Origin of the sequence: Actinokineospora auranticolor (genome assembly GCF_002934265.1) — a bacterium.
Classification (GTDB): Bacteria; Actinomycetota; Actinomycetes; order Mycobacteriales; family Pseudonocardiaceae; genus Actinokineospora; species Actinokineospora auranticolor.
Genome location: NZ_PTIX01000023.1, coordinates 78,079 through 91,666, shown reverse-complemented (window position 1 = coordinate 91,666; position 13,588 = coordinate 78,079). Strand labels below are relative to the sequence as shown.

The window sequence follows — 13,588 nt, the reverse complement described above, 5'->3', positions numbered from 1 at the left end:
CGGGATGGCATACCTGACGGCACGGCCGCGCGGGTCGGGATCAGACCCGGGCGGCCACCGGACACGCCTCGTCGAACAGCCGGGTTCGGCGCGAGGGCCAGAACGGCTGGAGGTAGTGGGGTGGCATGGACCACAGCCAAGTGGTCACCTGCGCACACCCGCAACAGACGACCACCAGTTGAGCGAGCAGTAACCCCCGGACGGGCTGCTCGTTTGCGCTAGCGCCGCCAAGAGGTGCGGTTGCGGTGGACCTTCCAGCCCACGCCGCCGAGCAGCACCACGCCGACCCCGATCAGCCAGAGGTCCTCGGTGTGACCGGTGTGGTTGCCGATCAGCATGAAGAACATCGCGATGCCGACGAGCACGCCCGCAATCAGGGTGGCCTTGGGGAACGACCCGTGCCAGCCCCACTCCGCCGACGGCTCCTCCGCGGGGCTCACGGTGCCCGCCGCGGTGGTCTTCCGCTTCTCCAGCTCCGTGTTGGCCACTGTTCCTCCTGGCTGTTCGGTCCCTGCGGGCCAATCCTTCCACACCCCTGGCACACCTGAGGCGCCGTGGGTGTCCACGGCGCCTCAGGGTGGGGCTGGTCACGCCCACGTCATACGCGTGCCCTGCGGCCCCGGCCGGTGACCGCCCGGTAGATCGCGAGCAGGATCACCGAGCCGAGAATGGCCAGCAGCCAGGTGCGGAGGTCGAAGAAGTTGCCGAGCCCGCCGCCGAAGATCGCGTTGCCGATGAAGCCGCCGAGAATCGCGCCGACAATGCCGATCAGGATCGTGACGATGATGCCGCCCGGGTCGCTACCAGGCATGATGGCCTTGGCGATGAGGCCGGCGACCAAACCGAGAACGATCCAGCCGAGAATGCCCATCGAAAGCTCCTTCCTCATGACCGCCCTTTTGCCCGGGCGGTCCTACCGTGCTGCCGGAGAAGTTCCCTGACTTCGTCGATTTCACTCGTTAGGAGCGGAACTTTTTTCGGGTTGCGCCGTTCGGGGGAGTGGTTGACACGGTGGGTGGAACGTCCGGTCCCGACTTCACCCCCTGGTGGTTGCAGTCCGTATCCACGGATCGGGAACAATGGCGTCGATGAGTGCATCCCCCGCGCCGGGCGGTCCCCGGCGCTCACTGCTCGTGCTCGGCTCCACCGGATCGGTCGGCACCCAGGCGCTCGACCTCGTGTCCGCCAACCCCGACCGGTTCACCGTGGCGGGTCTGGCCGCGGGCGGCTCCGACCCCGCGCTGCTGGCCGACCAGGCGCTGCGCTTCGGGGTGCGGGCCGTCGCGGTGACCAGGTCCACCGCCGCCGAGGACCTCCAACTCGCCCTCTACGCCGCCGCCCAGCGCGCCGGCTACGCCAGGGGCGAGTTCGCCGTGCCCCGGATCTTCACCGGCCCGGACGCGGTCACCGACCTCATCGAGGCCGTCCCGGCCGACGTCGTGCTCAACGCCATCACCGGCTCGCGCGGCCTGACCCCCACCCTCAAGGCCCTGGCCACCGGCGCCACCCTGGCCCTGGCCAACAAGGAGTCCCTGGTCGCCGGTGGCGACCTCGTGCTCGCCGCGGCCAAGCCGGGGCAGCTCGTCCCGGTCGACTCCGAGCACTCCGCCATGGCCCAGGCCCTGCGCGGCGGCCGGGCCGACGAGGTCGACCGCCTGGTGCTCACGGCCTCCGGCGGCCCCTTCCGCGGCCGCGTCCGCGCGGAGCTCGAAGGGGTCACCGCCGAGCAGGCCCTGGCCCACCCGACCTGGGCGATGGGCCCGGTCATCACCATCAACTCGGCGACCCTGGTCAACAAGGCGCTGGAGCTGATCGAGGCCCACCTGCTCTTCGGCGTCCCCTACGACCGGGTCGACGTCGTGGTGCACCCCCAGTCCGTCGTGCACTCGATGGTCACCTTCACCGACGGCTCCACCCTGGCCCAGGCCAGCCCGCCGGACATGCGGCTGCCCATCGCGCTGGCCCTGGCCTGGCCGGACCGGGTGCCCGGCGCGTCCCGCCCGTGCGACTGGAGCCGGGCCACCCAGTGGACCTTCGAGCCGCTGGACCACGACACCTTCCCCGCGGTCCGGCTGGCCAGGGCGGCAGGCGAGACCGGGGGCTGCCTGCCCGCGGTGTTCAACGCCGCGAACGAGGAGGCCGTCGCGGCCTTCCTGCGAGGCGACACCACCTTCACAGTCATCGTGGACACTGTCAGTCGGGTGCTCGACGACGCGGCTGCCTGGCACGCCGCGCCGCGCGACGTCGAGGAAGTGCTCGCGGCCGAGCACTGGGCCCGCGCCCGCGCGCGGGAACTCCTCGCTGTGACTGCCGTCCCGCGTGATCCGGCGGGGCTGGGAAGGGACTGATCTGGTGTTCTACTGGCTCCTGGGGCTCGTGCTCTTCGCGTTGGGGATCTGCTTGTCGGTCGCCCTGCACGAGGCCGGGCACATGCTCACCGCCAAGTGGTTCGGCATGCGCGTCCGCCGGTACTTCATCGGCTTCGGGCCCACCCTGTTCTCCTTCCGCCGCGGCGAGACCGAGTACGGCCTCAAGGCGATCCCGGCCGGTGGCTTCTGCGACATCGCGGGCATGACCGCCCTCGACCAGGTCACCGCGGAGGAGGCGCCGCGCGCGATGTGGCGCTTCGCCGCGTGGAAGCGCGTGATCGTGATGTCCGCGGGCTCCATCACGCACTTCCTGCTCGGCTTCATCATCCTGTACCTGATGGCCGTCACCATGGGCCTGCCCACCGCGGTGGTCGGGCACGCGGTCGTCGGCAACACCTCCTGCGCCGCGGCCACCCAGGACCCCAAGACGCTGAAGGTGGCCGACTGCACCGCCGCCGACGCCTCCCCGGCGGCCGCCGCGGGCGTCGTCGCGGGCGACCGGATCGTCAGCGTCCAGGGGCAGAAGATCCAGGACTGGAACGACCTCGTCGTCAAGATCCGCGCGCTGCGCGGCCCGACCGACTTCGTCATCGAGCACGACGGCGCGGAACGCACCGTGAGCATCGATGTGCGCACTGTGCAGCGGTTGGAGGCGGGTGCCGCCGCGGGCAAGGACAACAAGCCCGTCGAGGTCGGCGCCATCGGCATCGAGCGCGGGGCGATGACCCAGTACAGCGCGCTGGCCGCCGTCCCCGCCACGGTCGAGTTCACCGGGGAGATGTTCGTCAGCACCTGGCAGGGCCTGATGAAGTTCCCGGAGAAGATCCCCGCCGTCATCCGCGCCATCGGCGGCGAGAACGACCCGGAGCGGCCGGTCAGCGTGGTCGGCGCCAGCATCATCGGCGCGGACGCCGCCGAGCAGGGCATCTGGGAGATCTTCGTCTTCGTGCTGGCCGCGCTGAACTTCTTCGTCGGCGTGTTCAACCTGCTGCCGCTGCTGCCGCTCGACGGCGGGCACATCGCCATCATCTTCTACGAGAAGATCCGCGACGCCCTGCGGCGCGCGCGGGGCAAGGCCCCGGCGGGGCCCGTCGACTACAACAAGCTCGCGGGCATCACCATGGTGCTCGTGGTCCTCGGCGGCGCGGTCGTGCTGCTCACCGTCACCGCCGACATCGTCAACCCGATCCGACTGCCCTAGGTTCCAGAGAGGTCTCCATGACCGACGTCATGCTCGGTATGCCCACCGCCCCGCCGCCGGTGCTCGCACCGCGGCGCAAGACCCGCCAGCTCCAGGTGGGGTCCGTGGGTGTGGGCAGCGACCATCCGATCTCGGTCCAGTCGATGACCACCACCGTGACCGCCGACGTCAACGCCACGCTCCAGCAGATCGCGGAGCTGACCGCGTCCGGCTGCGACATCGTCCGGGTCGCCTGCCCGTCGCAGGACGACGCGGAGGCGTTGGCGGCGATCGCGCGCAAGTCGCAGATCCCGGTGATCGCCGACATCCACTTCCAGCCCAAGTACGTCTTCGCCGCGATCGACGCCGGGTGCGCGGCGGTCCGGGTCAACCCGGGCAACATCCGCAAGTTCGACGACCAGGTCAAGGAGATCGCCCACGCCGCCCGTGACCGGGGCACCCCGATCCGGATCGGCGTCAACGCGGGGTCGTTGGACCCGCGGTTGATGGCCAAGTACGGCAAGGCGACCCCGGAGGCGCTGGCCGAGTCGGCCATGTGGGAGGCGTCGCTGTTCGCCGAGCACGACTTCCACGACATCAAGATCTCGGTCAAGCACAACGACCCGGTGGTCATGGTGCGCGCCTACGAGCTGCTGGCCGAGCAGTGCGACTACCCGCTGCACCTCGGCGTCACCGAGGCGGGCCCGGCGTTCCAGGGCACGATCAAGTCGGCGGTGGCGTTCGGGGCGCTGCTGCGGCAGGGCATCGGCGACACGATCCGGGTCTCGCTCTCGGCGCCGCCGGTCGAGGAGGTCAAGGTCGGGCTGCAGATCCTGCAGTCGCTCAACCTCAAGCCGCGCAAGCTGGAGATCGTGTCCTGCCCGTCCTGCGGGCGCGCGCAGGTCGACGTCTACAAGCTGGCTGACGAGGTCACCGCCGGGCTGGAGGGCATGACCGTGCCGCTGCGGGTCGCGGTCATGGGCTGCGTCGTCAACGGACCGGGTGAGGCCCGCGAAGCCGACCTGGGTGTGGCCTCCGGCAACGGCAAGGGCCAGATCTTCGTCAAGGGCGAGGTCATCAAGACCGTCCCCGAGCACGCGATCGTGGAGACCCTGATCGAAGAGGCCATGCGCCTGGCCGAGGAGATGGGCGAACCCATCGACGGCGAGGAAGGCGCGCCCACCGTAGTGGCGATGGGCTGAGCGTTCCGTTTTCCGCGCGGCGCGCTTTCTGGCACGCTTAAGAGGTGTTGCGGCTAGCCGGAGCGCGGCTGCTCGATGAGCGTGACGGTCAGGCGGTGCGCGCTGTGCTCACCGCCGACCCGGTGGCGTCCTGCATGGTCGCCGCCCGGGTCGAGTCGGCGGGCCTGGACCCGTGGCGGCTCGGCGGTGAGCTGTGGGGCTGCGACCTGCGCGGCCTGCGCACCGTGGGCCGGATCGACGCCCTCTGCTTCGCCGGACCCAACCTGGTCCCCTTGCGCGGCAAGCGCTCCGCCCTGCGCGCCTTCGCCGACCGCGCCCTCCGGCGGCGGCGGATGTGCTCGTCGATGGTCGGCCCGGCCGAACAGGTCCTCGGCCTGTGGGCCGAACTGGAGAACGACTGGGGCCCGGCCCGCGAGGTCCGAGACGACCAGCCGCTGATGTCGATCTCCACGACGCCGCTGGTGACCCCGGACCCCCAGGTGCGCCAGGTGCGGCCGGACGAGCTGGACCGCTACCTGCCCGCGGCGATCCGGATGTTCATCGAAGAGGTCGGCATCGACCCCTGCGTGGGCGACGGCGGCGCCGGCTACCGCGCGCGGGTCGCTGAGCTGATCTCGGGGGGCCGGGCCTTCGCGAGGTTCGAGGGCGGCGAGGTCGTGTTCAAGGCCGAGATCGGGGCGCTGTCGAGCCAGGTGGGCCAGATCCAGGGCGTCTGGGTATCCCCGGACCACCGCGGCCACGGCTACGGCGCGGGGGGCACCGCCGCCGTAGCCCAGCGCTTGGTGGCCGGGATGGGCCGGACGGCGAGCCTGTATGTGAACGGATACAACGCCCCGGCCAGGGCGGTGTATGACAGGATCGGCTTCACCCAGGTCGGCCAATACGCGACGGTTCTTTTCTAGGCGATGTCGAGTAACGAGCTCCGGGGGACCGTGCACGGTTCTGCGGTGCAAGCGCAGGTGGTCAACATCCACCCGCAAGAGGCGCGGGTGGGTGTCGGTATGCCTAGGCAACTGCCGAGGTGCGCGACCGCTCTCGTAGGTCGCGACGTCGAACTCGCCGAGTTGAACGAAGTGCTCGATGTGCCCGGCGGCACGGCGCTGGTCTGCGGCACCGCGGGAATCGGGAAGACCACGCTCAGCCTGTACTGGGCGCACTCCGTCGCCGATCGCTTCCCCGATGGTCAGCTCCACGTCAACCTGCGCGGCTTCGATCCGGTGCATCCGCCGATGACCTCGGGGGAGGCGGTTCGGGGCTTCCTCCACGGGCTGGGTGTCCCACCGGAGCGGATACCGGACTCCTACGACGCCCAGGTCGGCCTCTACCGGAGTGTGACCGCGGTCAAGCAGGTCCTGGTCGTGCTCGACAACGCCAGGGACGTCGACCAGGTCCGCGACCTACTACCCGCCGGATCCCGGTGCGCGGCGGTCGTCACCAGCCGGGCTGAACTCACGGGGCTGATCGTTCTCGGTGTTCGCCGCATCGGTCTCTCGCACTTGGGCAGCAGGGACGCGAAGTCACTCATAGCGGGCAGGCTTGGTGGCCCCGCGGACGCGAGTGCGCTGTCCGGCCTGGCCGCGCAATGCGGCGGGCTTCCCTTGGCGCTCGCGGTCGCGGCCGGTCGGGCGGCGGAACGCACGTCGTTCCCGTTGAGCGCGCTGGTGGCCGAACTGCGCACTGAGCGGCGCCGTCTCGATGTGCTCGACACCGGCGACCCCGGAACCACGGTCAGGTCGGTGTTCTCCTGGTCGTACCAGGCGTTGTCGCCTTCGGCGCAGCAGATGTTCCGGTTGCTGGGCGCCACGCCGGGTGCCGATATCGGCTTCCCGGCTGTCGTGTCCCTGATGGGTGAGGCACCTGGCTGGACCAGGGGCGTGCTGGGCGAACTGACCAGGGCGAACTTGCTTGAGGAGCACTTACCCGGCCGGTACCGCCTCCACGACCTGCTCAGCGAATACGCCCGCGAGTGCCTGGTGGTGGACGAGCAGCAGCTCCCGGTAGAACGCCTCCTCGATCACTACCTGCACACGACAGCGGCTGCCGACCGGGTACTGAGCCCGCACCGGCTGCGCCGGGATCCGCTCCCGCCAAGGCCCGGGGCCGTCGTCCGGGAGCCGCAGGACTACGAATCCGCAGTGCGTTGGTGCGTGTCGGAGCAGCACGTGCTGGTGGGGGCGGTGGCGCACGCGGCGAGGTTCGGTTTCCACCGGCACGCCTGGCAACTGGCCTGGGTGACGTCCACCTACCTGCGCCGGTTCAGCCACCACCAGGATTGCGAGGCCACCCAGCGTGTCGCCTTGGCGTCGGCTCGGGCCATCGGTGACCAGTACGCGGAGGCGGAGATCAGCCTCCTGCTGGGCCAGACCCTGGTCGACGCCTGGCGCTTCACCGAGGCGCAGAGCCTGCACGACCGGGCGGTCCACCTCTTCAACGCGTCAGGTGACGCGGCTGCGGAAGCGGGTTCGCTGATGGCCCGGTGCGCCACGCACCGGGTGCGTGGCAGGCACACCGCCGCCGAGTCGGACATCCGCCGTGCCCTCGCACTGGCGGAGGCGGTGGGCGACACGAACCTGCGGGCCGGTGCGCTCAGCCGGATCAGCTGGAACGCGGTTCGCCTGGGCAACGCGGCGGAATCGATCGTGTACGGCGCCGTCGCCCTGGAGCTGTTCCGCCAGGTCGGCAACCAGGAGGGGATCGCCTTGACGCGGCGGGCGGTCGGCACCGCATGGCATTCGCTGAGGCGGTATGACCAGGCGTTCGCGCACTACGCGGCCTCCTTGGAGTTGGACGTGGCGCTGGGGGATGGCTACTACGCGGCCCAGGTGTTCTTCCAGATCGGCTTGTCGCACCTCGCGCTCGGTCGGAAGCGGGAGGCGATCGAGGCGTGGTGCCAGGCCACTGCCGTCTTCGAGTACCTGGGGCGACCGGAGGCCGGGCAGGTGCGCGAAGCGCTGGTGAAGACTGTGATCATGCCCGGACGATTCGGGCGCGAGGTGCGAAGTTAACCCCCTTCTGGCGTCCGGGCAGGCATACTGCGGGCCGTGCGTTCCACTCTTCGTCGCCCCGTTGCGTTGTTGTTGGCGCTGGTCACGGCGGTGCCGCTGGCCTCGTGCACTCTCGGCTCCGAGCCCGGGCCCGAGGACGCGGCGCGGCAGTTCGTCGCGGCGTTCGCGGGGGGTGACACCAACACCGCGTCCGGGCAGACCGATGCCGTCGAGGCGGCCAAGGCGCTCATGGACAAGGCGCGGGGGGCGCTCAAGCCCGCGACCGTGATGGCGCAGGTCACCAAGGTCGACACGCCCGGGCAGGGGGACGCGCACGCCAGTTTCGAGATCACCTGGGACCTGGGGCGGGGGCGCCAGTGGACCTATCCCAGCGGCTTCGACCTGCGCAAGCAGGAGGACACCTGGAAGGTGCACTGGGAGCCGACCGTCCTGCACCCCAAGCTCGGCGCCCAGCAGGGGCTGGCCGTGCAGGACGCGGAGGCCTCGCTGGCCCCCATCCTCGACCGCGACGGGACGGCCGTGCTCCAGCCGGAGCGGGTCATCTCCGTGCTGTTCGAGCCCGCCAAGGCCGGGGACGCGAACGCCGTCGCCGGTCAGCTGGCCACCGCGCTCAAGGGCATCGACCCGACGATCACGGCCCAGGGCATCGTCGACGGCGCGAACAAGTCCAACGGGCAGGCCTACCAGGTAATCCTGCTGCGCGACGGCGACTACCAGAAGGTCCGGGCCCAGATCTACGACCTGCAGGGCGTCCGCTTCACCTCCGAGTCGCGGCTGCTGGCCACCGACCGCAAGTTCGCCCCGACGCTGCTGCCCGCCGTGCGGAAGCTGGTGGAGGAGCAGGTCAAGGGCAAGGCCGGGTGGCGGGTCTACACCGTCGACAGCACCGGCGCCGAGGCCGAGGAGCTCTACGCCAAGCCCGCCGAGCCCGCCAAGGCCGTCCGGCTCGCGATGAGCAGCAAGGCGCAGAACGCCGCGCAGGCGGCCATCGCGGGCGAGGCCACGCCCGCGATGGTGGTGGCGATCCAGCCGTCGACCGGTGACGTGCTGGCCGTCGCGCAGAACGAGGCCGCCGACAAGCAGGGCACCCTCGCGCTGACCGGCCGCTACCCGCCCGGCTCCACCTTCAAGATCGTCACCGCGGCCGAGGCGCTGGCCTCGGGCAAGGCGACCGCCGACACCCCGCTCGGCTGCCCCGGCACCACCACCATCGACGGCCGGGTGATCCCCAACAGCAACAAGTTCGACAAGGGCGTCATCCCGCTGCGCAGCGCGTTCGCGTTCTCCTGCAACACCACCTTCGCCGAACTCGCCGTGCAGATGGGGCCGGACGACCTGACCAAGATGGCCAAGAACCTCGGCCTCGGCGTCGACTACGTGCTCCCCGGCGTCACCACCATCACCGGTTCGGTGCCCGAGGCCACGGCGAAGGTCGAGCGCGCCGAGGACGGCTTCGGCCAGGGCAAGGTGGTGGCCAGCCCGTTCGGCATGGCCGTGGTGGCGGCCACCGTCGCCTCCGGCGCGGTGCCCAAGCCGGTGCTGGTCCGCGACACCCAGACCAAGAGCGACACCACCCCCGACCCGGTGCCCGGCGCGGTCCTCGACGGCGTGCGCACGATGATGGCCGAGGTCGTCACCGGCGGCACCGCGGGCTCCCTGCGCGCCTACGGGGACGTGCGCGGCAAGACCGGCACCGCGCAGTTCGGTGACGGCACGCACTCGCACGGGTGGTTCGTCGGCTACCGCGGCGATCTCGCGTTCGCGGTCCTGATCACCGACGCGGGCCAGTCCGGATCCGCCACGCAGGCGACCGGGAGGTTCCTGGCGGCCATGGGGTAGACCGGGGGTCGTAGGGTGGACCCCATGTCCGTTCGTGCCCTGTTGACGCCCGGGAAGCAGTCTCCGCGCCGGGTCGTGCCGTCCACCATCGTCCGGCCCGAGTACGTGGACCGCCCCGCGCCCGCGAAGAACACCGACCCGTGGGTGCAGCCGCCGGAGATCATCGAGGCGATGCGGGTGGCGAGCAAGATCGCGGCGCAGGCGCTGCAGGAGGGCGGCAAGGCGGTCAAGCCGGGCGCCACCACCGACGACATCGACGCCGTGGTGCACGAGTTCCTGCTCGACCACCGCGCCTACCCGTCGACGCTGGGCTACCGCGGCTACCCCAAGTCGTGCTGCGTGTCGCTCAACGAGGTGATCTGCCACGGCATCCCGGACTCGACGGTGATCGAGGACGGCGACATCGTCAACATCGACGTCACCGCCTTCATCGGCGGCGTGCACGGCGACACCAACGCCACGTTCCTGGCCGGTGACGTGCGCGAGGAGGCCCGGCTGCTGGTCGAGCGCACCCACGAGGCCACCATGCGGGCCATCGCCGCGGTGCGCCCGGGCAGGCCGTTCAACGTCATCGGCCGGGTGATCGAGAAGTACGCCAAGCGCTTCGACTACGGCGTGGTGCGCGCGTTCACCGGCCACGGCATCGGCCGGTCGTTCCACAGTGGACTCGTCGTGCTGCACTACGAGGACCTGACCGACAAGAACGTCATCGAGACCGGCATGACCTTCACCATCGAGCCGATGATCACCCTCGGGGGCATCGACTACGACATGTGGGCCGACGACTGGACGGCCACGACCAAGGACAAGTCGTGGACCGCCCAGTTCGAGCACACGCTGGTCGTCACCGACAGCGGTGCCGAGGTCCTCACTCTCCCCTGAGCGCCAGCAGCACCTCCAGCACGGCCCGCGCGACCGGCTCCGGGTCGGTCGCGCAGGCCAGGTGGTGCAGGTCCAGTTCGCGCACCGGCCAGCCGTCCGCACCCGCCTTGACCGCGTCCGCGCGGTGCTCGGCCGACAGCGCGACGTAGCCGGACGGGCCGGACCAGTCGACCACCGGCCGGGTCTCCTTGAGGAACGCCAGCGGCACCTCCGGCGCCTCGTCGGTGATGTCGGCGCGCAGCACGGGGTCGGTCACGGGGACCAGCGGGTCGTCGTCGGACCACTGGGTCCAGCGCGGCAGCAGGCCGTCGCGGCTCCGGTCGCGGAACTCGGCGTAGCGCTCGGGCGCCACGGTGTCGCGCCAGCTCTGGCCGGGGGTGGGCAGGTCGGCGTCGAGGTAGAGCAGGCCGTGGACCTCGCCCTCGAGGTCGTCGGCGAACGCGGGCAGCAGCGGACCGGCGGCGCTGTGGCCGATGAGCATCAGCGGTCCGGTGGTCATGGTGGGCTCTTCGAGCACGGTGTCGGAGACCGCGTCGGCGAAGGCCCCGATCATCCGCTGGTGCACCGGTGGCGCGGCGACGCTGGGCTGCAGGTCCAGCAGGACCGTGGGGAGGCCGAGCGTGGCGAGTTCGTCCGCGAGCGGGCGCAGGGTGGCTGGTCCGAGGAAGGGACTGTGCACCAGGACGGCGGTGATGGGTGCGACGGGCATAACGGCGATGATGGCAGTGCGCGGGGGATCACGGGAGGGGGTGGGTGCGATGGCCGGGGCCCTGCTGGTCGCCGGGACGACCTCGGACGCGGGCAAGAGCGTCCTGGTCGCCGGGCTTTGTCGCTGGTTGGCGCGCCGCGGGGTGGCCGTGGCGCCCTTCAAGGCGCAGAACATGTCGAACAACTCAGTGGTAACCGGTGATGGCGGGGAGATAGGCCGTGCGCAGGCCGTGCAGGCCGCCGCGTGCGGTCTGGAGCCGAGCGTGCGGTTCAACCCGGTCCTGCTCAAACCGGGCTCCGACCGCAGCTCCCAGGTCGTGGTCCTGGGCAAACCGACCGGTACCGCGACCGCGCTGTCCTACCGCCGGCGCAAGGCGGAGCTGATGGACGTGGTCTTGGCCACGCTCAAGGACCTCCGCGCGGACTACGAGGTCGTGATCTGCGAAGGCGCGGGCTCGCCCACCGAGATCAACCTGCGCGCGAACGACATCGCCAACATGGGCTTGGCGCGCGCGGCGGACCTACCCGTGCTCGTAGTGGGCGACATCGACCGGGGTGGCGTCTTCGCGCACCTCTACGGAACGCTCGCGTTGCTCGATGCCGCCGACCAGGCGTTGATTAGCGGCTTCGTCATCAACAAGTTCCGTGGCGACCCGGCGCTGTTGGAGCCCGGGTTGCGCCAACTGCGCGCTCTTACCGGACGTGACGTCCTGGGTGTCCTGCCGTGGCGGGAGGAACTGTGGCTCGACGCCGAGGACACTCTCTCGTACACCGCGGATGGCGTAGTCGGCCGTCCCGCACCCCCGGTGGGTACGCAGTGGCTGAGAGTGGCCGTAGTGCGGCTGCCGCGGGTTTCCAACGCCACGGACGTCGAGGCGTTGGCCTGCGAGCCGGGGGTGTCGGTGCGGTTCGTCACCGAGCCGTCACGGCTGGCCGACGCGGACCTGGTCGTGCTGCCCGGCTCCAAGTCCACTGTGGACGACCTGGCGTGGCTGCGGCGCACCGGTTTGGCGGACGCCGTCACCGCGCACGCCGCCGCGGGGCTGCCGGTGCTGGGGATCTGCGGCGGCTTCCAGATGCTCGGCCGCCGCATCGATGACCGCGTCGAGTCCGGCGCGGGTGCCGTCGACGGGCTGGGCCTGCTCGACGTCGACATCGAGTTCGCCGCGGCGAAGACGCTCGACCGCCCGGTGGGCACGGCGTTCGGCGAGGACGCCACGGGCTACGAGATCCACCACGGCCGGGTGGTGCGCAACGGCCTACCCGGATTGGTCGCTTTGGCCGACGGTAGGTCGGAAGGCGCGGTCGACGGTCCGGTCCTGGGCACGCACTGGCACGGACTCCTGGAGAACGACGGCGTGCGCCGCGCCCTGCTGGCGTGGGCGGCCGGTCTCGCCGACCGGTCCGGATTCCGCCCGGCGCCGGACACCGACTTCGCCGCCGCGCGCGCCGCGCAGCTCGACCTGCTGGGCGACCTGGTCGCCGACCACCTGGACACGGACGCGGTCCAGCGACTCATCGACCACGGACCACCCGCGAATCCCCGCCTGCTCTCGCCAGGCGCGGACTAATCGTCCAGGTCGGCCAGCAGCTCGTCGAGGAACCCGCCCGCCTCGGCGGCGGCGCGTTCGGTGTCCTGCGCGCGGATCGCCTCCAGCAGGCCCTGGTGGTCCAGGGTCGCCAGGTTCGGTTTCGTGCTGACCGTGCTGGCGACCGAGGCGCGCACCACCTCGGTGAGCCCCTGGTACAGCTCGGCGAGCAGGGGGTTGTGCGAGCAGCGCACGACCGCCAGGTGGAACTGGGCGTCTTGGTCGACGCCGAGGTCGTAGTCCTTGGCGGTCATGGACCGGTCACGCGCGTCGAGCAGCCCGGTCAGCTCCGCGAGCTCCTCCTCGGTGCGGTGGGCGGCGGCCAGCCGCGCGCCCTCCACCTCGAGGGTGCGGCGGACCTGGAGCACGTCGCGCAGCTCGGTGCCCGCGAGCCTGCGCACCGCGCCGGAGAACTCGCTGGTGGCGCGCACGAAGGTGCCGTCGCCCTGGCGCACCTCCAGCAGGCCCGCGTGCGAGAGCGCGCGGACCGCCTCGCGCACGGTGTTGCGCCCGACACCGAGGGCGTTCACCAGTTCTGGCTCGGTCGGGATGCGCTCGCCGACCTTCCACTCGGAGGTTGAGATGGCCGAGCGCATCTGCTCGATCACCTGGTCGACGAGGCCGGAACGCCGGGTAGTGGCCAGCGGCACAGCGCCATCCTTTCAGCCAAACATCCTATGTTTGCGATACTTGAGACTATGGCGATCCACCACGGGCGGAACACCGAGGACGTCAAGATTGCCACGTCGACACCGTCACGTGGGACACACTCGACGCACTCGACCGGAAACAGTGCCCGAACCACTGCCCTGAT

At 70.8% G+C, this 13,588-nt stretch carries 12 protein-coding genes; 8 read left to right on the top strand and 4 right to left on the bottom strand.

The window, feature by feature from the left end; translation table 11 throughout:
- Positions 1 to 218 precede the first annotated feature (218 nt).
- Together CLV40_RS29925 and CLV40_RS29920 are read right to left on the bottom strand one after the other, a co-directional pair.
- Positions 219 to 488: a DUF2631 domain-containing protein gene (locus CLV40_RS29925; RefSeq protein WP_104482355.1), complete on the bottom strand. Its 270-nt coding sequence runs from the start codon at positions 486 to 488 to the stop codon at positions 219 to 221.
- A 110-nt stretch (positions 489 to 598) separates the two neighbouring features.
- Positions 599 to 871 (bottom strand): GlsB/YeaQ/YmgE family stress response membrane protein, encoded by a 273-nt coding sequence (locus tag CLV40_RS29920; protein WP_104482354.1) that lies wholly within the window; start codon positions 869 to 871, stop codon positions 599 to 601.
- Between the two features lie 208 nt (positions 872 to 1,079).
- On the opposite strand from CLV40_RS29920, the gene dxr reads away from it, so the two are divergent.
- The 7 genes from dxr to map all read left to right on the top strand — a co-directional run bounded on the left by dxr (position 1,080) and on the right by map (position 10,477).
- On the top strand, positions 1,080 to 2,348 hold the full coding sequence (dxr, locus tag CLV40_RS29915; RefSeq protein ID WP_181043817.1) for a 1-deoxy-D-xylulose-5-phosphate reductoisomerase: 1,269 nt from the start codon (positions 1,080 to 1,082) through the stop codon (positions 2,346 to 2,348).
- 4 nt (positions 2,349 to 2,352) lie between these two features.
- A complete protein-coding gene (locus tag CLV40_RS29910; protein ID WP_104482353.1) occupies positions 2,353 to 3,570 on the top strand; it encodes a M50 family metallopeptidase in 1,218 nt (405 codons plus the stop codon).
- A 17-nt stretch (positions 3,571 to 3,587) separates the two neighbouring features.
- Entirely contained in the window at positions 3,588 to 4,751 is a 1,164-nt protein-coding gene (ispG, locus tag CLV40_RS29905) for a flavodoxin-dependent (E)-4-hydroxy-3-methylbut-2-enyl-diphosphate synthase (RefSeq protein ID WP_104482352.1), read from the top strand.
- A gap of 44 nt (positions 4,752 to 4,795) precedes the next feature.
- Positions 4,796 to 5,653, top strand: a complete 858-nt coding sequence (locus CLV40_RS29900; RefSeq protein ID WP_181043816.1) for a GNAT family N-acetyltransferase — start codon at positions 4,796 to 4,798, stop codon at positions 5,651 to 5,653.
- A gap of 99 nt (positions 5,654 to 5,752) precedes the next feature.
- The gene (locus CLV40_RS29895) at positions 5,753 to 7,756 is read left to right on the top strand and encodes a tetratricopeptide repeat protein (RefSeq protein ID WP_146108289.1); all 2,004 of its coding nucleotides are present in this window, start codon (positions 5,753 to 5,755) and stop codon (positions 7,754 to 7,756) included.
- 36 nt (positions 7,757 to 7,792) lie between these two features.
- The gene (locus CLV40_RS29890) at positions 7,793 to 9,595 is read left to right on the top strand and encodes a penicillin-binding transpeptidase domain-containing protein (RefSeq protein ID WP_104482349.1); all 1,803 of its coding nucleotides are present in this window, start codon (positions 7,793 to 7,795) and stop codon (positions 9,593 to 9,595) included.
- Between the two features lie 24 nt (positions 9,596 to 9,619).
- Positions 9,620 to 10,477, top strand: coding sequence for a type I methionyl aminopeptidase (gene map, locus CLV40_RS29885; protein WP_104482348.1), 858 nt, complete (start codon positions 9,620 to 9,622; stop codon positions 10,475 to 10,477).
- On the opposite strand, the gene CLV40_RS29880 is transcribed toward map, so the two are convergent.
- Positions 10,464 to 11,186: an alpha/beta fold hydrolase gene (locus CLV40_RS29880; protein ID WP_104482381.1), complete on the bottom strand. Its 723-nt coding sequence runs from the start codon at positions 11,184 to 11,186 to the stop codon at positions 10,464 to 10,466. The genes map and CLV40_RS29880 overlap by 14 nt on opposite strands.
- 49 nt (positions 11,187 to 11,235) lie before the next feature.
- Here CLV40_RS29880 and CLV40_RS29875 point away from each other — a divergent pair, with 49 nt between their 5' ends.
- Positions 11,236 to 12,756 carry a cobyric acid synthase gene (locus CLV40_RS29875; RefSeq protein ID WP_104482347.1) on the top strand — a complete coding sequence of 507 codons (1,521 nt, stop codon included), beginning with the start codon at positions 11,236 to 11,238 and terminating at the stop codon, positions 12,754 to 12,756.
- Here the strand turns inward: CLV40_RS29875 and CLV40_RS29870 are convergent.
- Complete coding sequence (locus CLV40_RS29870) at positions 12,753 to 13,424, bottom strand: FadR/GntR family transcriptional regulator (protein WP_181043815.1); 672 nt, start codon at positions 13,422 to 13,424, stop codon at positions 12,753 to 12,755. The genes CLV40_RS29875 and CLV40_RS29870 overlap by 4 nt on opposite strands.
- Between the last annotated feature and the right edge of the window lie 164 nt (positions 13,425 to 13,588).